This window comes from Micromonospora sp. NPDC006431, assembly GCF_042870725.1.
Taxonomy (GTDB): domain Bacteria; phylum Actinomycetota; class Actinomycetes; order Mycobacteriales; family Micromonosporaceae; genus Micromonospora.
Window position 1 is genome coordinate 158,034 of sequence record NZ_JBIAHQ010000003.1, and the last position, 22,176, is coordinate 180,209.

A 22,176-nucleotide genomic window follows, 5' to 3' on the forward strand; every position below is an offset into this window, starting at 1 on the left:
TTTCCGTTCGGTCTTGGAGACGCAGAGATGGCCCACACCCCCGTCAACCACCCCGCGCGGCCGATCTACCGGGCGATCGGCGGGCTCGTTGGTCTGTACTTCGTCGTCTTCGGCGTGCTCGGCGTCATCGTCAGCCTCGGCAACGACTTCCTCGCCCAGGACGACACCACGGTGCTCGGCCAGGGCACCAACCTCGGCTTCTCGCTCGTCTCGATCATCGTCGGCGCCCTGATCCTGCTCGGCACCGTGATCGGCCGCAACCTCGACGTGATGATCAACCAGTGGCTGTCGTACGCCCTGATGGCCCTCGGCCTGGCCGCACTGGCGTTCCTGCGCACCGACGCGAACATCCTCAACTTCAGCGTCGCCACGGTCATCGTGGTGCTGCTCCTCGCCCTGGTGCTGCTGATGGCCGGCATGTACGGCAAGGTCGGCACCGACGAGGAGCGGGAGGCCTTCGAGAAGGCTCGGCTCGTGCTCTGAGCCCACCTGTGGAAAGGCCCGGCCTCGGCCGGGCCTTTTGCGTTTCCGGGGACGGGGTCGAACGGCGCGGGTGACAATTGCCGGAAATCGGTCACCTTGGCTGGAGGATCCCCATGCCGCACCTACCGGTGAACCATCCCGCCCGGCCGCTCTACCGGGTCCTCTCCGGGATCATCGGGCTGTACATCCTGATCTTCGGCGTGTACGGCGTCTTCCTGACCGCGGGTGAGTCGCTCTTCGCCCGCGGCAGCCACTGGGCGCTCGGACTCCGGACCAACCTCGCGTTCTCGATCGTGTCGGTGCTGTTCGGCGCCTTCCTCCTGATCGGGGCGTCCCGCCGCACCAACCTCGGCCACCACATGAACCTGACCGCCGGGGTGGTCTTCCTGGTCACCAGCATCGCGATGATGTCCGTGCTGCAGACCACGGCGAACATCCTCAACTTCTCGATGTCGACCGTCATCGTGTCGATGCTGTTCGGGCTGATCCTGCTCGCCACCGGCCTCTACGACAAGATCGGCCCGCCCGAGCACGCCGAGGCGGAGATGCGCCGCCGCCGCCACGCGGTCGCAGAAGGCAACCACTGACCCCCCGCCGGCTCAACCCGGCTTACGGGACGTGATCAGACCGGGCTTCGCCTCCAGATGCGACAGGCCGTTCCAGGCCAGGTTCACCAGGTGCGCCGCCACCGTCTCCTTGCGCGGCTTGCGCACCTCCAACCACCAGCGGCCGGTCAACGCCACCATCCCCACCAGCGCCTGCGAATACAACTCGGCCAGCTTCGGGTCGTACCCCCGGCTGGAGAACTCCGCGCCCAGGATGTGCTCCACCTGATGCGCGACATCGTTCATCACGCTGCTGAAGTTGCCCGTCGCCGACATCAGCGGCGACTCCCGGACCAGCACCCGGAACCCGCTGGTCTCCTCCTCGATGTACGTCAGCAGCGTCAACGCCGCCTGCTCCAGCAACTCCCGCGGATGCCCCGCGGTCAACGCCGTGGTGATCCGGTCCAGCAGCGAGCGGACCTCCCGATCCACCACCACCGCGTACAGCCCCTCCTTGCCGCCGAAGTGCTCGTAGACCACCGGCTTGGAGACCTTGGCCCGGGCGGCCACCTCCTCGATCGAGGTGGCGTCGAAACCGCGCTCCGCGAAGATCTGCCGCGCGATCGAGATCAACTGCTCGCGGCGCTGCGTCGCGGACATCCGTACCCGGGAGGACGGCTTCGCCGCCGGCACCGCCCGCCGCCGGGCGGCGCCGGCGTCCTTGCCGGGAACCTCGGTCATCTCGTCACCTCGCCGACGCTCGGTGCCGCCCTGGCGGGGAAGTTGCGCGCTCATGTCGTCCCCCCGCGGACCCGCGGCCCGGCGTCGCGGCCGCTGCCGATCCGGCCGCCGGGCGGGCCGGCCGGTCGGCGGCGCTGAAGGTCGGTCATCCGGCCATCCTGCCAGGCCGCCACGCGCCCGACCGACCGGTTATCGCTCCCGCCCCGCCGACCGAGCCCGGATCCGCTCCAGCTCCACCAGCTTCGCCGTGATCCGCTCCGGCTTCGGCCACCGCACCGCCCAGACGACCCCGGCCTTCTCCAGCAGCCAGATCGCCCGCGCCGACGGGTCGAGCTGACCCCGCAGCACCCCGTGCCGCGCGCTGGTCGGATCGGCGTGGTGCAGGTTGTGCCAGCTCTCCCCGAACGACAGCAGCGCCAGCGGCCAGAAGTTCGCCGCCCGATCACCCTGCCGCACCGCGAACGGGCGCTCCCCGTAGACGTGGCAGACCGAGTTGATCGCCCAGGTGACGTGATGCAGCAGCGCGATCCGGACCAGCCCGCCCCAGAAGAGCGCGGTCAACGCGCCCTGCCACGACCAGGTGAGCAGCCCGCCCATCGCCGCCGGCCCGAGCAACGAGACCGCCACCAGCACCGGGAACAGCCGGTCGACGCGGCGGGTGGCCGGATCGGCGAGCAGGTCCGGGGCGAACCGCTCCCGGTTGGACAACTCCCGGTTGAACAGCCAGCCCACGTGCGCGTGGAACAGCCCCCGGGTCAGCCCCCCGACGCTCTCCCCGAACCGCCACGGCGAGTGCGGATCGCCCTCCAGATCCGAGAAGGCGTGGTGCCGGCGGTGGTCGGCCACCCACTGGATGACCTCGCCCTGCACGGCGAACGAACCCGCCACCGCGAGCGCCGTCCGCACCCACGGCTTCGCCTTGAACGAGCCGTGGGTGAAGTAGCGGTGGTAGCCGACGGTGACGCCGAGTCCGGACAGCACGTACCAGAAGCCGGCCACGAGCACGTCACTCCAGCCCAGCCAGCCGCCCCAGGCCATCGGCACGGCAGCGAGCAGAGCGAGGAACGGTACGACCACGAAGGCCCAGAGGGCGATCAGGATGCCCCGGGACTGGTGGCCCTGGGTCAGCGGCTTGGGCCCGGTCTCCGGGCCGGTCAGGGCGGTCGACATGGCACCTCCCAGCGGAACGGGTTACGCCTACGTCACCGTAACCAGCGGCGGCCTAGATCGCAGTGGACAGTTCCGTCTGTGAATGGACTTCCTTGTCGTACGCGCGTTCTAACCTGCGACCGTGACCGATCCGCTCGCCGACGAGGCGCGCCGCCTGCGCGTCCAGGAGCAGCTCTCCGTCCGTGCGATATGCGCCCGCCTGGGTATCGGCCGCGACCGGGCGTCCGCGTTGCTGCGTGGCGTTTCGCAGCCTGAGTGGACCCGGCGCCCGAACGCCAAGGACGCGCTGCGGGCCGAGGCGGTTCGGCTGCGCGCCGACGGGCGATCGGTCAACGAGATCGCGCCGCAGCTCGGCGTGGCGAAATCGACCGCGTACCAGTGGGTGAAGCACCTGCCGTTGGATCCGGACGACGCGGCGGCGCAGCGGCGGCGGGCCCGGTCGAAGCTGGTGACCGACGCCCGATGGTCGGCGCCCGATGGTCGGCGCACCGCGAGGCGCGCGACGCCGCGCAGGCGGCCGAGCAGGCGCGCGGGGCGGCGGTGGTCGGCACACTTGATGAACGAGACCTTTTGCTCCTTGGGGCGGCGATCTACTGGTGTGAGGGCACCAAGTCGAAGCCCTGGCGGCGGGACGACCACCTCCAGTTCATCAACAGCGATCCCGGCATCGTCGCGCTCTTCCTGCGTTTTTGGCAGCGTGCGAGATCGATCGGGGAGTGCCCACCTACCGGGTGAGCATCCATGAGTCGGCCGACGCTGCGCCGGCGGTCCGATGGTGGATGGAGAGACTCGGGCTTCCCGCCGACCGCATCAAGCGTTCGACCATCAAACGGCACCGGATCGCCACGTTACGGCGGAACACGGGTGACGGCTACCACGGCTCTCTGGTGATCAATGTGCGGGGCAGTCGCGAGCTGTGCTGGCGGATCGAAGGACTGGTTGCCGAAATCCTCGCCGCCACGCACAACGAGTCGACGAGCGACTGAGGATCCTCTGCCACGTGTACGGCTGTCCTAGCGTCCCTGATCAGCTTAGCGATCCTGAGTCGGATGGGGTTTCCGGGATCGTTTCCCACCGTGGTGGAGATGCATGGACGTGGAGATGGAATCCTGCGCCCAGTGCGGCTCCTCGTGGCCGGTGGCCGGTGGTGGTGGGTGTGCTGATCGTGTTCACGTCCTGGTGTCGGTGGGCTGCGCGGGGCAGCTTCCGGTCCGTTGGTGCGTGTCCCTCCGGACGCTTACCCGCCTGACCGTGGGGCCGGGTGGGGGAGGGTGCCCCGCGTCGCCTGGGCGCGGGGCGTGAGGTGCGTGGCCGGGTGAGGCCGGTCTTCGACCGGTCCCTCCGACTGGCATTAGAGGTGCTGGGGGTGACGACGGCGCCGGCTTCGAGCTCGTCGACGACCGTGCGGATCGCCATGGCGCCGTTGGTCTTGTTGGTGACGGTTTTGGCTTGGTGGGTGAGGCCGCGGGCGGCGATGCGCCGCCAGGCGCCGTGGTCGCGGTCGCCCTGCCAACCGCAGCCGCCGGTGTTGGGGCAGATGGCCCACTTCCATCCCGGTGTGGTGGGCCGGTCGGGGGCTTTACGGTGCTGTAGCGGGGCCAGGCACTGCGGGCAGTGCTTGGAGGTGTTGCGGGCGGGGACGGTGACCACGGCGATACCGTGCTCGGCGGCGAGGTGCCGCATCCGGTCGGTGATCTTTCCGCGGACCTGCTGGGACAGGCGCGTGTTGCGGGTGGCGCCCATGCCTTTGGCTTCCATCGACCGTAGGTCTTCCAGGTAGATGACGGTCGCCCGGGCGGCGATGGCCTGGTCGACGGTCCAGCGGGCGGCGGCCCAGGCGAGCGCGTCGTTCAAGTTCGCGCGGCGTTCGGACACGTGGCGGATCTCGCCGGCCAGCACCTCGTGTTTCGCTCTCAGTTGCTCGTCGGGGCGGCCGCCGAGCAGCCGCGCGTACTGGTCGGCCTTGGCGTGTAGCCGCTCACTGTGGCGGCGCAGGCGGTGCTGCTTGGCCAGGATGCCGGCGGCGCGGAACTGTCCACCCGCCCCCAACGCCGTGATCCGCCCATCCTTTCCCAGTCGCAGGGCACCGGCGCTGAGGAGGGTGTTGAGGCCCCAGTCCACACCGACGGCCACGGTGTGGCCGGTGCGGGCGGCTTTCGGCACCGGGTGCGTGTATGCCACGTCGGCGCGGACCGTGCCGTCGGTGAGGCGGAGGGTGGGCAGGTGCAGCACCGCCGCGGCGGGAACCGTGGACGGCAACGTGATCGGGCACTCGACCCACGTCCAGTCCCGATACGTCCGCGGATCCGGTCGTAAAGGAAGCTGCAGCCGCAGCAGCGCCTTCGCCGGGTCGGCGCTGCGCTCGATGGTGGCCTGCTGCCGATCACACGCGGCCAACAGCAACATCCGCCCGATCCTCGGGACGCCTTCGAGTTCGAACACGTCCACCGGCAGGCGACCGTTGGCGTTGGCGAACGTGGCGACCTGCCGGGTGCGGGCATTGATGATGCTGGAAGGCAGGTGCTGCCCGCCCGGGATCGCCTGACGGACCTGGTCCCACTCGGCGGGGGTGCGCTTACGCGGATCGGCCGGCCACGTCGACAGGACCCCGGCCGTCACATCGGCACGCCACTTCACCGAACGCAGCGCACGCCCCGCCTGCTCCTGCGCCATCCGCACGACCCGGTCATTGACCCTCACACCCCGAAGCGGGGTGGCGGTCCAGCCCAGCCGCCGCAACGCCATCCACGCGTGCGACGGCAACCGCCGCCCACCCGCATCCACCCCGGCCGCCAGTACCTCCACATCCACGCTGTTCCAATGCGCGCCGATCAGCGCGGCCACCATGCCCGCCACCAGATCGGCACACCAACCAACCCGCCGCGCCAGCACCGCCCGAGACAGCACCTCACCGGTCTCCTCGTCCACACCGGTGCGCAGCAACGCGCGGGCGCACGCGGTCCGGGCCGTCTCACCCTCGGCCAGCCGCAGCTTCCCGCTCACCGGCTCAACGACCCACCATCGATCGAGCAGAACCAACGCTCACGGCCGGCCCGCGTCACCGGAATCCTCCCCGAACCAGCCCAAACACCAGGCGTCACGAGACGGACACCGACAGACGCGCCGTGGTCTGCGAGAATCGAAGAAGGTCCACACGACCAATCTATGATCACTTACGATTCATAATCAAATTGGTCAGCCTGCCGAACATGACCGACTCCCTGGCGGCAGAGGTCCGTCGTCTCCGTGCCGTGGAGCAGCTGTCGATCCGTCAGATCTGCTTACGTCTGGGCCTCGGTCGGGTCCGAGTGCAAGCGACGCTGCGGGATGTTCCGCCACCAGCATCTCTCCGACGCCGAAATGCCAAGGACGACCTACATGCGACGGCGCTGCGGCTGCGGGCCGACGGCCACACGGTCAACGAGATCGCGGAGCGGCTGACGGTCGCCAAGTCGACCGCCTACGAGTGGGTCAGACATCTTCCGCTCGACTCATCGTCCGAGGTTGCCGCCGAGCGGCAACAGGCCGCTGACGCGCGCCGAATGCTCAGCCGTGCGGGTCGGCGAAAGCGGCGCGAGGACGCGGAACGCGAAGCGCGCGGACTGGCGGCAAGTGGGCCGGGGCGCCGGACCTGCGGGAAAACACTCCTGATCGGCGCGGTGCTCTACTGGTGTGAGGGCACCAAGAGTAAGCCGGACGATCCTCGTTATGACCTCACCTTTACGAACAGTGACCCTTGTCTGGTCGAACTGTTCGTCAGGTTCGTCGAGGCCATGGGCAGGTCCCGGGAGGACCTCCGGTATCGCGTGAGCATTCATGAGAACGCGGATTCCGAGGCTGCTGGGCGGTGGTGGGCTGAGACACTCGGGGTCGGACTCGACTGCTTCCAGCGTCCGACGTTGAAGCGGCACAATCCTACGACGTCGCGGACCAACGTCGGTGAGGACTAGCGAGGTTGTCTGGTAGTGCGAGTGCCGAGGTCTCGAGAGCTGTATCTCTGGATAGCCGGCGTGGTGGAGGGCCTCGCGGCCGGTCTGCGGGCCGGTGTGGGCAACCTGGGACCGGACGCCAGGCGCTAAGCTGTGAACGATCCTTCGGCCGTGGTGTAATTGGCAACACCCGGGTCTTTGGTACCCGTGTTTCAGGTTCGAACCCTGGCGGCCGAGCAGTTTTCTGGTGCGGATGCCCCTTGTCGGGGTATTCGACAGCTTCCGACGCGGTCTGGTTAGCATGGCCGCGAGACTGTCGCCGTCCCGACGGGAGCCACTAGTGTCCCAGCCCCGCCTCCGCACCGTTGTCGTGCTCGCCGCCGGTGAGGGCAAGCGGATGAAGTCGGCCCTGCCTAAGGTGCTGCACCCGCTGCTCGGTCGTACCCTCCTCGGACACGTGCTGGCGGCGGCCGAGCCGCTGCGCGCGGATCGCACGGTGGTGGTGGTCGGGCACGGTGCCGAGCAGGTCCGGGCGCACCTGGCTGAGATCGCCTCGGAGACCACCCCGGTGCTCCAGGAGCGGCAGCTCGGCACCGGCCACGCGGTACGCATCGCGCTGGACGCCGTCGCCGAGGCCACCGGCACGGTCGTGGTCATCAACGGCGACGTGCCGCTGCTGCGGCCGGAGACCGTGGCGGCCCTGGTCGAGGCGCACGAGAGCGCCGGCGCGGCGGCGACGGTGCTCGCCGCCGAGGTGCCCGACCCGACCGGGCTGGGCCGGATCGTGCGGGACGCCGCGGGGCGGCTGGCGCAGATCGTCGAGGAGCGCGACGCCACCGCGGAGCAGCGCGGGCTGCGGGAGATCAACGCCGGCATCTACGCGTTCGACGTGGTGCGGCTGCGGGAGGCGCTGGGCAAGCTCTCCACCGACAACGACCAGGGCGAGGAGTACCTGACCGACGTCTTCGGGTTGCTGCGGGACGCCGGGGAGCCGGTGGCGGTGCACTGCGCCCCCGACCATGTGGAGACGCTGGGCTGCAACGACCGGGTCGAGCTGGCCGGGCTGCGCCGGCTGCTGCGAGACCGGGTGAACGAGGGCTGGATGCGCACCGGCGTGAGCATCCTCGACCCGCACACCACCTGGATCGACGTGACGGTGACCGTCGAGCGGGACGCGGTGATCGACCAGAACACCCAGCTCCAGGGTGCGACGGTGGTCGGGACGGGTGCGCTGGTCGGCCCGGACACGACGCTGGTCGACACCACGGTCGGCGCGGGCGCGAGCGTGGTGCGCAGCCACGCGGTGGGTGCCGAGGTCGGCCCGCAGGCCAGCGTCGGGCCGTACGCGTACCTGCGGCCGCAGTCGCGGCTGGCCCGCAAGGCGAAGGTCGGCACGTTCGTGGAGACCAAGAAGGCCACGATCGGCGAGGGCTCCAAGGTGCCGCACCTGTCGTACGTGGGGGACGCGACGATCGGCGAGCACAGCAACATCGGCGCGGCGTCGGTCTTCGTGAACTACGACGGGGTACGCAAGCACCACACGACGATCGGCAGTCATGCGCGTACCGGGGCGGACAACATGTTCGTCGCGCCGGTGCGGGTGGGTGACGGCGCGTACACGGCGGCGGGCTCGGTGATCGTCTCGGACGTGCCGCCGGGCGCGATGGCGGTGGCCCGGGGCCAGCAGCGCAACGTGGAGGGCTGGGTGCTGCGCAAGCGTGCCGGTACGGCGGCCGCGGAGGCGGCGCAGCGGGCCCGTGAGGATGCGTCGGGTACGGCCTCGCCCGCAAGGGAAGGTGAGCCAATCCACGAGGGGCCGGAGACCGTGGGAGGACCGGTTAACGCGGGGGATACTGCAACCGAATAGTCCCCGGCTCCACCGCCGCCGGGAACCACCGACAAACGGGAGCAGACGGGCCCATGGGCAGCATCGTCGCCGAAAACCGCAAGAGCCTGATGCTCTTCTCCGGACGTGGCTTTCCGGAGCTGGCCAAGGAGATCGGTGAGGTGCTCGGCGTCGCGCCGACGCCCACCGACTCGTACGAGTTCGCCAACGGTGAGCTCTTCGTACGGTACAAGGACTCGGTGCGCGGTTCGGACGCCTTCGTGGTGCAGTCCGTGACGCACGGGGTCAACACCTGGGTCATGGAGACCCTGATCATGGTGGACGCGCTGAAGCGCGGTTCGGCCAAGCGGATCACGGTGGTGCTGCCGTACTACCCGTACTCGCGTCAGGACAAGAAGCACCGGGGCCGGGAGCCGATCTCGGCGCGGCTGGTGGCCGACCTGCTGAAGACCGCGGGTGCGAACCGGATCCTGACGGTCGACCTGCACACCGCGCAGATCCAGGGCTTCTTCGACGGCCCGGTGGATCACCTGTTCGCGATGGACGTGCTGGCCGAGTACGTGGAGCACAAGTACGCGGGCCGCCCGATGACGGTGGTGGCGCCGGACTCGGGCCGGGTGCGGGTGGCCGAGCGGTGGACGGACCGGCTGGGTGGCTGCCCGCTGGCGTTCATCCACAAGACGCGGGATCCGCTGAAGCCGAATCAGGTGGTGGCGAACCGGGTGGTCGGTGAGGTCGAGGGTCGGGTCTGCCTGATCGTCGACGACATGATCGACACGGGTGGCACGATCACCAAGGCCGCCGACATCCTGAAGGAGTCCGGCGCGGCGGAGATCGTGGTCGCCTCGACCCACGCGTTGCTGTCGGACCCGGCGACGGAGCGGCTGAAGAACAGCCCGATCAGCGAGGTCGTGGTGACCAACACGCTGCCGCTGCCGCCGGAGAAGCAGCTCGACAAGATCACCGAACTGTCGATCGCGCCGCTGCTGGCCCGGGCGATCCGAGAGGTCTTCGACGACGGGTCGGTGACCACCCTGTTCGGTGGCCTGAGCTGACCCATCGCCGCCGCCCGGCGGTCGTCGCGGACGGTCGCCGGCGGTGTGCCGGTTGCCCTGCGGGCCCGTCGGAACGGTGATATGGGGACTGCCGGATTGCTGGGAAACGGCTCGGGTAGACTGGTGCGGTTGCCACGGCGAGGGTGCCCGGCGGGCCGCTGAAAAGCACCGCACGGAGGCGCCGTCATCGACGCGGTGCTCCGGGCAGTCGACTAGACGCATGAGCCCCAGCGAGCCCCTCGCCCCAGCACCGCAAGACGACAAGCCGCCGCAGCGAAAAGCATCAGGAGTTTCCCCGTGTCCGAGGTAAAGATCAGCGCCGAGCCCCGCACCGAGTTCGGCAAGGGTGGTGCCCGTCGTACCCGCCGGGCCGGCAAGGTGCCCGCCGTGCTGTACGGCCACGGCGAGAAGCCGAAGCACATCGCGCTTCCGGCGCGCGAGTTCGCCGCCGCGATCCGCAAGGGCGGTGCGAACCAGCTCTTCGCGATCGAGGTCAGCGACGGCACTCAGGTGCTGGCGCTGCCGAAGGCGATCCAGCGTGACCCGATCAAGGACACCTTCGAGCACGTCGACCTGCTGCTGGTCCGCCGTGGCGAGAAGGTCACCGTGGAGGTGCCGGTCGAGCTGACCGGTGAGGCCGCGCAGGACACCCTGATCGTGCACGACCACGACACCCTGTCGGTGACCGCCGATGCCACCCGGGTGCCGGACCACCTGGAGGCCTCGATCGAGGGCGCCCAGCCGGGCGTCCAGGTCACTGCCGCCGACGTCAAGCTGCCGGCCGGTGTCGAGCTGGCCGCGGACCCGGAGCTGCCGGTCGCCACGGTGACCGCCGCCCCGACCGCCGAGCAGCTCGAGGCCACCCTGCCCGAGGTCGAGGAGGCCGAGGCTGAGGCTGAGGCTGAGGTCGGCGAGGAGACCGCTGAGGCTCCCGAGGGCGCTCCGGCCGCCGAGGGCGCGGAGGCTCCGGCCGAGGAGCAGCGGACCGAGGCCTGATCGGTCCGCAGGCTGTGCGACAGGCGTCCCCGGGTTCGGGGGCGCCTGTCGCTGTATCGGAGCCGGCCGCCGGGTGGCGGCTTCGCGCGCGACGGCGTCGGGTCGTGGCGCGCTGGCAGACGCGCCGAGCGGGTGTTGTCGCTCGACGGCTCCGGGCGGTGGCGGGTCGGTGACGCGCCGGGCTGGAGTCGTCGTGGTAGGAGCGGAAGGGACGTGGCGTGACGGACGAGGCGGGGCCGTGGCTGGTGGTCGGCCTGGGCAACCCCGGTCGGGAGTACGCGGGCAACCGGCACAACGTCGGCTTCATGGTGGCGGACCTGCTGGCCGGCCGGTTGGGCGCGAAGTTCGGCCGGCACAAGCGGGCGGTGGCGGAGGCCGCCGAGGGGCGCCTGGGGTTCGGCGGCCCGAAGCTGGTGCTGGTGAAGCCGCTGACGTACATGAATCTTTCCGGCGGGCCGGTGGTCGCGCTGGCGCAGTTCCACAAGATCCCGCCGGGGCGGGTGATCGCCGTGCACGACGAGTTGGACATCCCGTACGGGCAGCTGCGGGTGAAGTGCGGCGGCGGCGAGGGCGGGCACAACGGCCTGCGGTCGATGTCGAAGTCGCTGGGCACGAAGGACTACGTACGGGTGCGGTTCGGCATCGGCCGGCCGCCGGGGCGGCAGGACCCGGCAGACTACGTGTTGTCGGACTTCTCCTCGCTGGAACGCAAGGAGTTGGAGTTCCTGGTGGACCGGGCGGCGGACGTGGTGGAGTCGGTGGTCACCCGCGGGGTGGAGCCGACGCAGAACCTCTATCACGGCGTCTGAGTGCCGGGCGGGGCGTACCGGGTTCGGCTGGTCGGGGCCGGTAGTCTGCGCCTTTCTGACGTGGCGGATGCCTGCGACGGGAGCGGGAGAAGATGGCTAATCCTCCGATGATCGACAGTGCCTTCGCCCGGTGGTTGGCGGCGCGGGCCGGGCAGGCGCTGATGAACCTGCGCGCGGAGATGGGCTTCGCCGATCCCGGGGCGTTGAAGTCGGCCGGGGACAAGGTCTCGCACGACCTGATCCGTACCGAGCTGGCGAAGTGGCGTCCGGGCGACGCGGTGCTGTCGGAGGAGGACGAGGGTTCGCGGCTGGCCTGGACGGCGGAGGTGAGCTCCGAGGCGGTGTCGCGGCTGAACGCGGACCGGGTGTGGATCATCGATCCGCTGGACGGCACCCGCGAGTTCTCGGAGGACGGCCGGTCGGACTGGGCGGTGCACGTGGCGCTCTGGGCGCGGAGCGCGCCGATGCCGCACGGCTTGGTGGCGGGCGCGGTGGGGTTGCCGGCGCAGCATCGGGTGCTGGCCACGGACTACCCGCCGGCGTACCCGCCGATGACGTTGGAGGCGGCCACGTCGGGCGGCGGGCGGACCATCCGGTTGGCGGCGAGTCGTAGTCGTCCGCCGGTTTTTCTGACCGATCTGGCAGAGGACGTCGGCGCTCATCTCGTTCCGATGGGCTCGGCGGGGGCGAAGATCGCCGCGGTGGTCACGGGGGAGGTCGACGCGTACATCCACGCCGGCGGCCAGTACGAGTGGGATTCTGCTGCTCCGGTCGCTGTGGCGACGGCCACCGGCCTGCACGCTTCCCGGATCGACGGTTCTGCGCTGAAATACAACGAGGCCGACCCGCGCCTGCCCGACCTGCTGGTTTGTCGCAAGGATCTCGCCAGCCGGTTGCTTGCAGCGTTGCAGCGGCATTCCGGGTAGCCTGAGTTCTTCATGAGTCCGACCGGAAAGGTCTGGAATCCCGATGTGCGGATCTGAGCGAATCGAGTTCGTGTCATGACGGCCCCGGCCGCGTACCGGGTCTCCCACATCGACGCGCTGGAGGCGGAGAGCATCTTCGTGATGCGCGAGGTCGTCGCCGAGATGGAGCGGCCGGTGCTGCTCTTCTCCGGCGGCAAGGATTCGATCGTGATGCTCCGGTTGGCCCAGAAGGCGTTCGCCCCGGCCAACATCCCGTTCCCGGTGATGCACGTGGACACCGGGCACAACTTCCCTGAGGTCCTGGAATACCGGGACCAGCGGGTCGCCGAGCTCGGCCTGCAGCTCGTCGTGGCCAGCGTGCCCGAGGCGCTGGCCAAGGGGCTGGTCCGCGAGTCGGCGGACGGGATGCGCAACCGGATCCAGACGCCGGTGCTGCTCGACGCGGTGGAGAAGCACCGCTTCGACGCGCTCTTCGGCGGTGCCCGCCGGGACGAGGAGAAGGCCCGGGCCAAGGAGCGCGTGTTCAGCTTCCGCGACGAGTTCGGCCAGTGGGATCCGAAGAACCAGCGCCCGGAGTTGTGGGCGCTCTACAACGGTCGGCACCACCCGGGCGAGTCGATCCGGGTGTTCCCGCTGTCCAACTGGACCGAGCTGGACGTCTGGCACTACATCGCCCGGGAGCGGATCCCGCTGCCGTCGATCTACTACGCGCACGAGCGTGAGGTGATCGAGCGGGACGGCATGCTCTACGCGGTCAACGAGTTCTTCCGGGCACGCGCCGGTGAGGATTCGTTCAAGGCCCAGGTGCGCTACCGGACCGTGGGTGATGCCTCCTGCACCGCGGCGGTCCGCTCGGAGGCGGACACGGTGGAGAAGGTGATCGAGGAGGTGGCCGCCACCCGGATCACCGAGCGCGGTGCGACCCGCGGCGACGACCGGGTCAGCGAGGCCGCCATGGAGGACCGCAAGCGGGAGGGCTACTTCTGATGAGCGCGGAGACGCTGGCACCGGACGCGACGGCTCCCGGGCCGGAGGCCCGGCAGATGGACCTGCTGCGGTTCGCCACCGCGGGCAGCGTCGACGACGGCAAGTCGACCCTGATCGGCCGCCTGCTGTACGACACGAAGTCGCTCTTCACCGACCAGCTCGCCGCCGTCGAGGCGGTCAGCGCGGCCCGGGGCGACGAATACACCAACCTGGCGCTGCTCACCGACGGCCTGCGGGCCGAGCGGGAGCAGGGCATCACCATCGACGTGGCGTACCGCTACTTCGCCACGCCGCGGCGGAAGTTCATCATCGCCGACACCCCGGGGCACATCCAGTACACCCGGAACATGGTCACCGGTGCCTCCACCGCCGACCTGGCGCTGATCCTGGTGGACGCGCGCAAGGGCCTGGTGGAGCAGTCCCGCCGGCACGCGTTCCTCTGCTCGCTGCTGCGCGTGCCGCACCTGGTCCTCTGCGTCAACAAGATGGACCTGGTCGACTGGTCGCAGGAGGTGTTCGAGCGGATCGCCGACGAGTTCACCGCGTTCGCCGCGAAGCTCGACGTGCCGGACCTGACCGTGGTGCCGATCTCCGCGCTGAAGGGCGACAACATCGTCGCTCGCTCGGAGAACATGCCCTGGTACGAGGGGTCGTCGCTGCTGCACCACCTGGAGCGGGTGCACATCGCCTCCGACCGCAACCTGGTCGATGTGCGCTTCCCGGTGCAGTACGTGATCCGGCCACAGTCCACCACCGTCACCGACTACCGCGGCTACGCGGGTCAGGTGGCCTCCGGGGTGCTCAAGCCCGGCGACGAGGTGATGGTGCTGCCGTCCGGCTTCACCAGCCGGATCGCTTCGGTGGAGACGGCCGACGGCCCGGTGAACGAGGCGTTCCCGCCGATGTCGGTGACGGTCCGGCTGAGCGACGAGATCGACATCTCGCGCGGCGACATGATCTGCCGGCCGAACAACGCCCCGGCGGTCGCGCAGGAAATCGAGGCGATGGTCTGCTGGATGGATGAGACCCGCCCGCTGCAGGTCGGCGGCAAGTACGCGATCAAGCACACCACCCGCTCCGCGCGGGCGATCGTGCGCGGGCTGCACTACCGGTTGGACATCAACTCGTTGCACCGCGACGAGGCGGCCGGCGAGCTGAAGCTCAACGAGATCGGCCGGGTGCGGCTGCGCACCACGGTGCCGCTGCTCGCCGACGAGTACCGCCGCAACCGCACCACCGGCGGTTTCGTCATCATCGACGAGACCACCAACCGGACGGTCGGCGCCGGCATGATCGTCGAAGCCAGCTGACCCCACCCCACCCCGGCCGGCCCCCATTCGCCGGGTTGATCAAGAGGTTTGCGTCAAGGTCGATCTTCGCTTGAGGCGCAAACTTCTTGATCAACGCCGGGTCGGCGCGGGGTGGGGGTTCGAGTGGGGTGCGGGGGGTGAGGTGGGGTCAGATGGTGTAGGCGAGGCGGCGGAATGCCATGCCGGCCCGGCGGCGGAGCTGCCGCCAGAGCCGGAACGCCAGCACCGCGCCCACCGGGATCAGCAGCAGGGTGGCCACGCCGCCGGCCGGACTCTCCTCAATCGAGGCGGGTGGCGCCGCCGACCGGGAGGGCGGTCAGGGTGCCAGGGGCGGCGAAGCCGCGCTCGGCGTACGCGGCGGTGACGGCGTCGGCGACCGCCGGTGCGCGGTCGGCGTCGACCAGGGCGAGCACGCAGCCGCCGAAGCCGCCGCCGGTCATCCGGGCGCCGTACGCCCCGGCGGCGAGGGCCGCCTCGACCGCGGTGTCCACCTCCGGCACGGTGATCTCGAAGTCGTCGCGCATCGAGGCGTGCGAGGCGGTCAGCAGGGGGCCGATGTCGGGTACCCGGCCGGCGCGCAGCAGCGCGACCGTGTCGAGCACCCGCTGGTCCTCGGTGACGACGTGCCGGACCCGTCGTCGGGTCTCCTCGTCGGGCAGCTTCGCCAGCGCCGCGTCGAGGTCGGCGACGGCCACGTCGCGCAGGGCCGGCACCCCGAGGGTCCGCGCCGCCCGCTCGCACGACGCGCGGCGGGCGGCGTACTCGCCGTCGGCGTGCCGGTGCGGGGCCCGGCTGTCCACCACCAGCATGGCCAGTCCGGCCGCCGCCAGGTCGAAGGGGATCTGTTCGACGTCTTCGGTGCGACAGTCCAGGAAGAGGGTGTGCCCCGGGCGCCCGCGGATCACGGCGGACTGGTCCATGATCCCGGTGGGCGCCCCGACGTAGTCGTTCTCGGCCCGCTGGGCCAGCCGCGGCCACCGGTCGGCCGGCAGGTCCAGCCCGCCCAGCTCGACCAGGGCGGCCAGCACCGCCGCCTCGACGGCCGCCGACGAGGAGAGCCCGGAGCCGACCGGCACGTCGGAGGCGACGGCGAGCCGGGCCCCCGGCACCCGGTGGCCGGCGGCCCGCAGCGCCCAGAGCACCCCGGCCACGTAGGCGGCCCAGCCGGTGACCCGGCCGGGCTCGTCGGCCTCGGCCGGGCCGAACTCGACCGGCTCGTCGGCCAGCTCCGACCAGACCGTCCAGCGTTCGTCGTCCCGCGGGGCCGCGGCGACCACGGTACGCAGCGGCAGCGCGAACGGGAGCACGAAGCCCTCGTTGTAGTCGGTGTGCTCGCCGATCAGGTTGACCCGACCGGGTGCCGCCCAGCGGCCGGCCGGCTCCGCGTCGTACCGCTGCCGGAAGCCGGCGGTGGCGCGGGCGGCGACGTCGCCGGACGGCGCGGTGGCGGTGGTGGGGGTCGCGGTGGTCACCGCTGTCCCAGGACGTGCGCCCGGTAGAAGGCCCAGGCGTCGCCGACCATGTCGTGCAGGGTGGGCTTCTGCGGCATCCAGCCCAGTTCCTCGCGGGCCAGCGCGGAGGAGGCGACCAGCTCGGCCGGGTCACCCTCGCGGCGGGGGGCCACCTCGACCGGTACGGGCTGGCCGGTGACCTCGCGGACCACCTCGATCACCTGGCGGTTGGTGAAGCCGTTGCCGTTGCCAAGGTTGTAGATCAGGTGCCGGCCGGGGACGGCGGCGGTCAGCGCCAGCAGGTGCGCCCGGGCCAGGTCCTCGACGTGGATGTAGTCCCGGATGCAGGTGCCGTCGACGGTGGGGTAGTCGTCGCCGAAGAGCTGGAGCTTCTCGCGCCGGCCGGCCGCCACGTCGAGGGCGAGCGGGATGAGGTGGGTCTCCGGGTCGTGCCGTTCGCCGATGGCCTGCCCGTCGTGCAGGTACGCCCCGGCGACGTTGAAGTAGCGCAGCGAGACGGCGGCCAGGTTGTGCGCGATCGCCTCGGAGGTGAGCGCCATGTCGACGGCCAGCTTGGTCGCCCCGTACGTGTTGGTGGGGGCCTTCACGGCGGTCTCCGGGATGGGCACCTCGCTCGGGTTGCCGTAGACGGCGGCGGTGGAGGAGAAGACCAGCCGGCGCAGCCGGGCGGCGCGGGCCGCGTCGATCAGGGCGAGCGAGCCGACGGTGTTGGTCGCCCAGTAGAGCTCCGGCTTGACCATCGACTCGCCGGCGGCGATCAGCGCGGCGAAGTGCAGCACGCCGTCGAAGCCGGCGTCCGGGGTGAGCACCCGGGCGACCTCGTGGACCGGCAGGTCGACGTGGGTGGCCTCGGGGGCGAGAGCTGCTCGGTGGCCGGTGCGCAGGTCGTCCAGGACGGTCACCTCGTGGCCGTGGTCCAGCAGCATCCGGGTCACCACGCTGCCGATGTAGCCGGCGCCGCCGGTGACGAGCAGTTTCACGTCGGTCCTCCTGCCTGGCCGCGTCCCGTGGCGGCCGTCCGTGATCACCCTAAGGCCGCCGGTTGGGCCGTGGCTGCGCATGGCTTTCTGTCATTCCACCATGACCCGCCATGATTGAACAGATCCGAACATTGCCCCCGCTGCCCGGTTGCCCGCTGTCTACCATCCTTGTCATGCGGGAGGCAGGCGGCCGCGGGCCCCGGCGACGACCTCCGGGGCGACCGCGACGCGAGCCCGGCCCACTCGCGCGCACCGTGGCCCGGCTCGTGGTCCGCGCCGCCGACGGCGCCACCCGCCTGGTGACCGACCTGCTCGGGGCCAGCCCGACGGCCGGCCGCGAGCGGATCAGCGAGGCCGAACTGCGCGACCTGGTCGCCGCCAACACGGTGCTCGACCCGGACGAGCGGCGGATCATCGACGAGGTGCTGGTGGCCGGGGCGCGCCTGGTCCGCGAGGTGATGGTGCCGCGCACCGAAGTGGTGTTCCTGTCCGCCGGGCTCACCGTCGCTGAGGCGGAGCGGCTGGTCCGGGTCGAGACCCACACCCGCTACCCGGTGGTCGACGGCACCCACGACGACGTGGTCGGCTTCGTGCACCTGCGCGACGTGCTGCTCCGCCCCGAGCGCGAGCGCCACGGCACGGTCGGTGAGCTGATCCGCGAGGTGAAGCGGTTGCCCGGCAGCAAGCGGGTGCTGGCCGCGCTCACCGAGATGCGCCGGGAGGGGCATCACCTGGCCGTGGTGGTCGACGAGTACGGCGGCACCGCCGGCATCGTCACGTGCGAGGACCTGGTCGAGGAGTTGGTCGGGGAGATCCACGACGAGTCCGACGGCCCACCCGACCCGGCTCACGCCGGCCTGCCCGCGGTGGTCGACGGCCGGCTCAACCTGGCCGACTTCGCCGAGCGCACCGGGGTGCCGCTGCCCGCGGGGCCGTACGAGACGGTCGGCGGGTTCGTGATGGCCGTCCTGGGCCGGCTGCCGGTGGCTGGGGACGAGGTGCCGGTGGCCCCGGGCGGGCCCGACCCGGACGACCCGCCGGGCGGCTGGCTGCTGCGGGTGCTCGCGCTGGACGGGCGGCGGGTGTCCCGGCTCGCGGTCTCCGCCGCGCGGCTGCCCGAGCAGCGGCGTGAGGTCCCGACCCCGGTCGCGCCCGCCGAGCGCCGACCCGCCGGCCCGTCATGACGTACGCCGGGCCTTGCTGACAGAATTGCCGGCATGTCCGACGTACCCGCCCGCCCCCGCGTCTTCTCCGGCATCCAGCCGACGGCCGACTCGTTCCACCTCGGCAACTATCTGGGTGCGGTGCGGCACTGGGTGGCCCTGCAGGACAGCCACGACGCCTTCTACTGCGTGGTCGACCTGCACGCGATCACCGCCGGGCACGACCCGAAGGTGCTCAAGCAGCGCTCCCGGATCGCCGCCGCGCAGCTCTTCGCCGTCGGGATCGACCCGGAGCGCAGCACCCTCTTCGTCCAGTCGCAGGTGCCCGAGCACCCGCAGCTGGCCTGGGTGCTGGGCTGCATCACCGGCTTCGGCGAGGCCAGCCGGATGACGCAGTTCAAGGACAAGTCGCAGAAGCAGGGCAACGAGCGGGCCAGCGTCGGCCTCTTCACGTACCCGATCCTCCAGGCCGCCGACATCCTGCTCTACCAGGCGCACGCGGTGCCGGTCGGCGAGGACCAGCGGCAGCACCTGGAACTCTCCCGCGACCTGGCCCAGCGGTTCAACACGCTGTTCGGCCCGACCTTCACGGTGCCCGCGCCGCACATCGTCAAGGACACCGCGAAGATCACCGACCTGCAGGACCCGACGGCCAAGATGTCGAAGTCGTCCTCCTCGCCGGCCGGCATCATCGACCTGCTGGAGGATCCGGCCCGCTCGGCCAAGAAGATCCGCTCCGCGGTCACCGACACCGGCCGCGAGATCGTCTTCGACGCCGAGGGCAAGCCGGGCATCGCCAACCTGCTCTCCATCTACTCGGCGCTCTCCGGGCGCAGCATCGACGATCTGGTCGCCGCCTACGACGGCAAGGGCTACGGCGACCTCAAGAAGGACCTGGCCGAGGTGGTCCGGGAGTTCGTCACTCCGATCCAGGAGCGCACCCGCGGCTACCTGGACGACCCGGCGCAGCTCGACAAGCTGCTCGCCCAGGGCGCCGAGAAGGCCCGGGCGGTCGCCGCGGCGACGCTGCGGACGGCGTACGAGCGGATCGGGTTCTTCCCCCCGGTCCGCTTCGAGTAGCGGCCCGGGCGCGACGGGAACGGGTGGACGCAGTCGGTGGCCGGAGGGGTGGCGCGGAGCGTGGATCGCAGGGACGGGGCGCCGGACGCCGACGACTCCATCCAGATCGGGATCGCGGTGGACATCCCCGAGCCGTGGGGCGGGATGCTCACCCGCCGCCGGATCGAGGCCGGTGACCCGCAGGCCGTCCCGGCCCACGTCACCCTGCTCGGGCCGACCGAGATCCCGGTACGCGCGCTGCCGGCGGTCGAGGCGCACCTGGCCCGGGTGGCCGCCACCCACCTGCCGTTCACCCTGCACCTGCGGGGCACCGGCACCTTCCGCCCGGTCACCCAGGTGGTCTTCGTGGCGGTGGCGGCCGGGATCAGCGAGTGCGAGCTGCTCGCCGCCGCCATCAACGCGGCCCCCGAGCTGCACCGGGAGGCGCGCTTCCCGTACCACCCGCACGTCACGGTGGCCCAGGACGTCCCGCCCGAGGTGCTCGACAAGGTGTACGAGGATCTGGCCGACTTCTCGGCGCTGTTCGAGGTGGAGGGGTTCACCCTCTTCTCGCACAGCGGGGCGACCCGGTGGCAGCCCCGCCGCGACTTCCGGTTGGGCGGTTGAGCTGAACGGGTGGCCGGCCCGCCACCGGGCCGGGGATCGGTGAGGATGACGTGGTGAACGTGCTCGGCCGGATCGAGGCGGCGGTGGGTCGCCGGATCGACGTGGCCCGGCACCGGCTGCCGGCCTTCGACCACCTGTGGCGGGCCGGGGCGCTCTACGCCGAGGTGCTCGGCGGGCGGCTCGCGGCCGCGATCGCCTACTACGGCTTCTTCGCGGTCTTCGCGCTGGCCCTGGTCGGATACTGGATCTTCGGCGCGATCCTCGAGGACAACGACGAGGTCAGCAGGGCGGCGGCGAATTTCCTCCGGGAGAATCTGCCGTTCCTCAAGCCGGACCAGATCGCACAGAGCAGCGGCACGGTCGGGGTGGTCGGCCTGGTCATCCTGGTCGTCACCGGGATCGGCTGGGTGGAGGCGATCCGCTCCTCGCAACGGCTGATGTACGGCTTCAACCAGCAGCCCGGCAATCTGGTGGTCCGCCGGCTGGTCGACCTGGGCGTGCTGGTGGTGGTCTTCGTGATGCTCGGCATCTCGGTCGCCGCCGTCGACGCGCTGGAGTCGCTGCTGCGCTTCCTGCTGCGCAGCACCGGGTCGGTCGGGCTGACCACGGTGAGCGCCGTGCTCAGCGTCGTGATCAACGCGGTGCTGGCGGTGGCGCTGCTGGTGGCGGTGCCCCGGCTGCGGATGAGCCGTCGCCGGCTGCGGCCGGTGGTGCTGGCGGTCGCCGTCGGCATCACCCTGCTGAACACGGTCGGCCGCTACTACGTGATGCGCACCGAGCGGAATCCGGCGTACACGGTGGTGGCCACCGCGGTGGGGCTGCTGCTCTACCTCTACCTGCTCAACCAGTTGGTGCTCTTCGGCGCGGCGTTGGCCGCCACCAGCCGGTACGGCCGGGTGGTGGACCTGGCCGAGGGCGGCGCCGCCCGGGAGGTGGACGTGGAGGCCGACGAGGTGCCCGAGCCGGGTACGCCGGGAGGAGCGGGCTGAGATGCGGATCCGGATCGACCCGGGCTCGGCGGTGCCCCCGTACGAGCAGGTGCGCGGGCAGCTCGCCGGGATGATCGGTGACGGCCGGTTGCCGGTCGGCACCCGGCTGCCCGCGGTCCGGCAGCTCGCTGGCGACCTGGGTCTGGCGGTGAACACCGTGGCCCGGGCGTACCGGGAGCTGGAGGGGGCCGGGCTGGTGGAGACCCGGGGGCGGCACGGGACCGTGGTGGCACCGGGGCGCGACGACGCCGCCGACCGCCTGCACCGCGCCGCCACCGAGTACGCCGCCGAGGCGGTCCGACTGGGCGTCCCACCGGACCGGGCCCTGGCTCTGGTCCGCGCCGCCCTCGACGCCACCCACCCGGCCTGACGCCGGCGGACCCCGCGCAGGGCCGCCGCGGGCTCGACCGGGATCCGCTCACTTTCCGGGGAAATGGGGCCTCCCGACGTGCGGAGACCACACTTTCCGTGAATCTGCGCGGATCTGCCGGGCGGGAGCGACCATGATGAGCCGGTGGGCGCACTCGTGACACTCGACCTGCCGGACGACTCGCCGATGCTCGGCCTGCCGTGGATCATCACCTTCGGCCCGCTCGGCGACGCCGACGAGTGGGAACCGGTGGTCTGCGGCCCGTACGAGCGGCCACACGCGCTCGCCTTGGCCGAGGCGGTGGTGGCCGAGGAGCAGCTGATGGCGGTGGTCGAACCGCTGCTGCCGGCGCTGACCGCCGAGGAGATCCGCGGCGAGATCGCGGCGTCCCAGCTCGCCGCCGAGGAAGAGACGGCCCAGGTCGACCAGGCGGACCTCTACGGCGACTTCGAGGACACCATCGACGAGGAGCTGGAGCTCGCCGCCGAGCAGGAGCCGGCGGCCGAGCCGGTGACCCCGCCCAGCCGGGACGAGGTGCGGGCCGGTTTCGCCCGGATCGCCGAGCTGCTCACCAGCAAGGGGGACTGACCCCGCTCACCGGCGCGGTGCGTGGTCGAGTGTGGCGTCCCAGATGGACACCGACGCCTCGGGGAGCGGACTCCCCGAGGCGCCGGCGCCACCTCACCCCCCACCACAAGGGGTCGGTAGCCCAGCCGCCC

At 71.2% G+C, this 22,176-nt stretch carries 23 protein-coding genes and 1 tRNA gene; 19 read left to right on the plus strand and 5 right to left on the minus strand.

All coding sequences use genetic code 11. The features are described from left to right. The first annotated feature begins 27 nt into the window (after positions 1-27). The gene (locus tag ACFYM6_RS07150) at positions 28-483 is read left to right on the plus strand and encodes a DUF4383 domain-containing protein (RefSeq protein WP_387273094.1); all 456 of its coding nucleotides are present in this window, start codon (positions 28-30) and stop codon (positions 481-483) included. Between the two features lie 113 nt (positions 484-596). After that, a complete protein-coding gene (locus tag ACFYM6_RS07155) occupies positions 597-1,070 on the plus strand; it encodes a DUF4383 domain-containing protein (RefSeq protein ID WP_387273096.1) in 474 nt (157 codons plus the stop codon). A 12-nt stretch (positions 1,071-1,082) separates the two neighbouring features. On the opposite strand, the gene ACFYM6_RS07160 is transcribed toward ACFYM6_RS07155, so the two are convergent. Both ACFYM6_RS07160 and ACFYM6_RS07165 read right to left on the minus strand, forming a co-directional pair. After that, positions 1,083-1,769 carry a TetR/AcrR family transcriptional regulator gene (locus ACFYM6_RS07160; RefSeq protein ID WP_357437890.1) on the minus strand — a complete coding sequence of 229 codons (687 nt, stop codon included), beginning with the start codon at positions 1,767-1,769 and terminating at the stop codon, positions 1,083-1,085. A gap of 189 nt (positions 1,770-1,958) precedes the next feature. Beyond that, positions 1,959-2,939 (minus strand): acyl-CoA desaturase, encoded by a 981-nt coding sequence (locus ACFYM6_RS07165; RefSeq protein WP_387273100.1) that lies wholly within the window; start codon positions 2,937-2,939, stop codon positions 1,959-1,961. A gap of 121 nt (positions 2,940-3,060) precedes the next feature. Here ACFYM6_RS07165 and ACFYM6_RS07170 point away from each other — a divergent pair, with 121 nt between their 5' ends. Continuing rightward, complete coding sequence (locus ACFYM6_RS07170; protein ID WP_387273102.1) at positions 3,061-3,684, plus strand: helix-turn-helix domain-containing protein; 624 nt, start codon at positions 3,061-3,063, stop codon at positions 3,682-3,684. Beyond that, positions 3,671-3,925 carry a hypothetical protein gene (locus tag ACFYM6_RS07175; RefSeq protein WP_387273104.1) on the plus strand — a complete coding sequence of 85 codons (255 nt, stop codon included), beginning with the start codon at positions 3,671-3,673 and terminating at the stop codon, positions 3,923-3,925. Before ACFYM6_RS07170 ends, ACFYM6_RS07175 begins: the two co-directional genes overlap by 14 nt. Before the next feature lie 40 nt (positions 3,926-3,965). Here ACFYM6_RS07175 and ACFYM6_RS07180 read toward each other — a convergent pair whose 3' ends face one another. Next, positions 3,966-5,942 carry a zinc ribbon domain-containing protein gene (locus tag ACFYM6_RS07180; protein ID WP_387273106.1) on the minus strand — a complete coding sequence of 659 codons (1,977 nt, stop codon included), beginning with the start codon at positions 5,940-5,942 and terminating at the stop codon, positions 3,966-3,968. A gap of 206 nt (positions 5,943-6,148) precedes the next feature. Between ACFYM6_RS07180 and ACFYM6_RS07185 the strand changes: the two genes are divergently transcribed. The 9 genes from ACFYM6_RS07185 to cysN all read left to right on the plus strand — a co-directional run bounded on the left by ACFYM6_RS07185 (position 6,149) and on the right by cysN (position 14,797). Continuing rightward, a complete protein-coding gene (locus ACFYM6_RS07185; protein ID WP_387273108.1) occupies positions 6,149-6,889 on the plus strand; it encodes a helix-turn-helix domain-containing protein in 741 nt (246 codons plus the stop codon). Positions 6,890-7,033: 144 nt separating this feature from the next. Continuing rightward, positions 7,034-7,105: transfer RNA gene (locus ACFYM6_RS07190), tRNA-Gln, on the plus strand. 64 nt (positions 7,106-7,169) lie between these two features. Beyond that, positions 7,170-8,735, plus strand: a complete 1,566-nt coding sequence (gene glmU, locus ACFYM6_RS07195) for a bifunctional UDP-N-acetylglucosamine diphosphorylase/glucosamine-1-phosphate N-acetyltransferase GlmU (protein WP_387273110.1) — start codon at positions 7,170-7,172, stop codon at positions 8,733-8,735. 53 nt (positions 8,736-8,788) lie between these two features. Beyond that, complete coding sequence (locus tag ACFYM6_RS07200) at positions 8,789-9,769, plus strand: ribose-phosphate diphosphokinase (protein ID WP_387273111.1); 981 nt, start codon at positions 8,789-8,791, stop codon at positions 9,767-9,769. Between the two features lie 297 nt (positions 9,770-10,066). Then, a complete protein-coding gene (locus ACFYM6_RS07205; RefSeq protein ID WP_387273113.1) occupies positions 10,067-10,765 on the plus strand; it encodes a 50S ribosomal protein L25/general stress protein Ctc in 699 nt (232 codons plus the stop codon). Positions 10,766-10,983: 218 nt separating this feature from the next. After that, a complete protein-coding gene (pth, locus tag ACFYM6_RS07210) occupies positions 10,984-11,574 on the plus strand; it encodes an aminoacyl-tRNA hydrolase (RefSeq protein ID WP_387273115.1) in 591 nt (196 codons plus the stop codon). Between the two features lie 92 nt (positions 11,575-11,666). Next, positions 11,667-12,500 carry an inositol monophosphatase family protein gene (locus ACFYM6_RS07215; protein ID WP_387273117.1) on the plus strand — a complete coding sequence of 278 codons (834 nt, stop codon included), beginning with the start codon at positions 11,667-11,669 and terminating at the stop codon, positions 12,498-12,500. A gap of 75 nt (positions 12,501-12,575) precedes the next feature. Next, positions 12,576-13,487: a sulfate adenylyltransferase subunit CysD gene (gene cysD / locus ACFYM6_RS07220; protein WP_387273119.1), complete on the plus strand. Its 912-nt coding sequence runs from the start codon at positions 12,576-12,578 to the stop codon at positions 13,485-13,487. Next, the gene (gene cysN, locus ACFYM6_RS07225) at positions 13,487-14,797 is read left to right on the plus strand and encodes a sulfate adenylyltransferase subunit CysN (RefSeq protein WP_387273121.1); all 1,311 of its coding nucleotides are present in this window, start codon (positions 13,487-13,489) and stop codon (positions 14,795-14,797) included. The genes cysD and cysN overlap by 1 nt, the downstream gene beginning before the upstream one ends. Before the next feature lie 278 nt (positions 14,798-15,075). On the opposite strand, the gene galK is transcribed toward cysN, so the two are convergent. Together galK and galE are read right to left on the minus strand one after the other, a co-directional pair. After that, positions 15,076-16,269, minus strand: a complete 1,194-nt coding sequence (gene galK, locus ACFYM6_RS07230) for a galactokinase (protein WP_387273122.1) — start codon at positions 16,267-16,269, stop codon at positions 15,076-15,078. Further along, positions 16,266-17,249, minus strand: coding sequence for a UDP-glucose 4-epimerase GalE (gene galE / locus ACFYM6_RS07235; protein WP_387273124.1), 984 nt, complete (start codon positions 17,247-17,249; stop codon positions 16,266-16,268). Before galE ends, galK begins: the two co-directional genes overlap by 4 nt. Positions 17,250-17,422: 173 nt before the next feature. On the opposite strand from galE, the gene ACFYM6_RS07240 reads away from it, so the two are divergent. The 6 genes from ACFYM6_RS07240 to ACFYM6_RS07265 all read left to right on the plus strand — a co-directional run bounded on the left by ACFYM6_RS07240 (position 17,423) and on the right by ACFYM6_RS07265 (position 22,045). Beyond that, positions 17,423-18,433, plus strand: a complete 1,011-nt coding sequence (locus tag ACFYM6_RS07240) for a hemolysin family protein (protein WP_387273126.1) — start codon at positions 17,423-17,425, stop codon at positions 18,431-18,433. A 33-nt stretch (positions 18,434-18,466) separates the two neighbouring features. Beyond that, a complete protein-coding gene (gene trpS, locus ACFYM6_RS07245) occupies positions 18,467-19,492 on the plus strand; it encodes a tryptophan--tRNA ligase (protein ID WP_073839950.1) in 1,026 nt (341 codons plus the stop codon). Positions 19,493-19,552: 60 nt separating this feature from the next. Then, the gene (locus ACFYM6_RS07250; protein WP_387273128.1) at positions 19,553-20,098 is read left to right on the plus strand and encodes a 2'-5' RNA ligase family protein; all 546 of its coding nucleotides are present in this window, start codon (positions 19,553-19,555) and stop codon (positions 20,096-20,098) included. A 53-nt stretch (positions 20,099-20,151) separates the two neighbouring features. Further along, positions 20,152-21,087, plus strand: a complete 936-nt coding sequence (locus ACFYM6_RS07255) for a YhjD/YihY/BrkB family envelope integrity protein (RefSeq protein ID WP_387273130.1) — start codon at positions 20,152-20,154, stop codon at positions 21,085-21,087. A gap of 1 nt (position 21,088) precedes the next feature. Next, entirely contained in the window at positions 21,089-21,457 is a 369-nt protein-coding gene (locus ACFYM6_RS07260; protein ID WP_387273132.1) for a GntR family transcriptional regulator, read from the plus strand. 144 nt (positions 21,458-21,601) lie between these two features. Continuing rightward, positions 21,602-22,045 carry a hypothetical protein gene (locus ACFYM6_RS07265; RefSeq protein WP_073839946.1) on the plus strand — a complete coding sequence of 148 codons (444 nt, stop codon included), beginning with the start codon at positions 21,602-21,604 and terminating at the stop codon, positions 22,043-22,045. Positions 22,046-22,176 lie beyond the last annotated feature (131 nt).

Bases quoted from the DNA above. Each gene is read 5' to 3' on its own strand.
- ACFYM6_RS07185 (WP_387273108.1), top strand. From the start codon at position 6,149: ATGACCGACTCCCTGGCGGCAGAGGTCCGTCGTCTCCGTGCCGTGGAG.
- ACFYM6_RS07150 (WP_387273094.1), top strand. From the start codon at position 28: ATGGCCCACACCCCCGTCAACCACCCCGCGCGGCCGATCTACCGGGCG.
- ACFYM6_RS07165 (WP_387273100.1), bottom strand. From the start codon at position 2,939: ATGTCGACCGCCCTGACCGGCCCGGAGACCGGGCCCAAGCCGCTGACC.
- ACFYM6_RS07155 (WP_387273096.1), top strand. From the start codon at position 597: ATGCCGCACCTACCGGTGAACCATCCCGCCCGGCCGCTCTACCGGGTC.
- ACFYM6_RS07200 (WP_387273111.1), top strand. From the start codon at position 8,789: ATGGGCAGCATCGTCGCCGAAAACCGCAAGAGCCTGATGCTCTTCTCC.
- ACFYM6_RS07240 (WP_387273126.1), top strand. From the start codon at position 17,423: ATGCGGGAGGCAGGCGGCCGCGGGCCCCGGCGACGACCTCCGGGGCGA.
- ACFYM6_RS07160 (WP_357437890.1), bottom strand. From the start codon at position 1,769: ATGACCGAGGTTCCCGGCAAGGACGCCGGCGCCGCCCGGCGGCGGGCG.
- ACFYM6_RS07215 (WP_387273117.1), top strand. From the start codon at position 11,667: ATGGCTAATCCTCCGATGATCGACAGTGCCTTCGCCCGGTGGTTGGCG.
- glmU (WP_387273110.1), top strand. From the start codon at position 7,170: ATGGCCGCGAGACTGTCGCCGTCCCGACGGGAGCCACTAGTGTCCCAG.
- trpS (WP_073839950.1), top strand. From the start codon at position 18,467: ATGTCCGACGTACCCGCCCGCCCCCGCGTCTTCTCCGGCATCCAGCCG.
- ACFYM6_RS07260 (WP_387273132.1), top strand. From the start codon at position 21,089: ATGCGGATCCGGATCGACCCGGGCTCGGCGGTGCCCCCGTACGAGCAG.
- cysN (WP_387273121.1), top strand. From the start codon at position 13,487: ATGAGCGCGGAGACGCTGGCACCGGACGCGACGGCTCCCGGGCCGGAG.
- cysD (WP_387273119.1), top strand. From the start codon at position 12,576: ATGACGGCCCCGGCCGCGTACCGGGTCTCCCACATCGACGCGCTGGAG.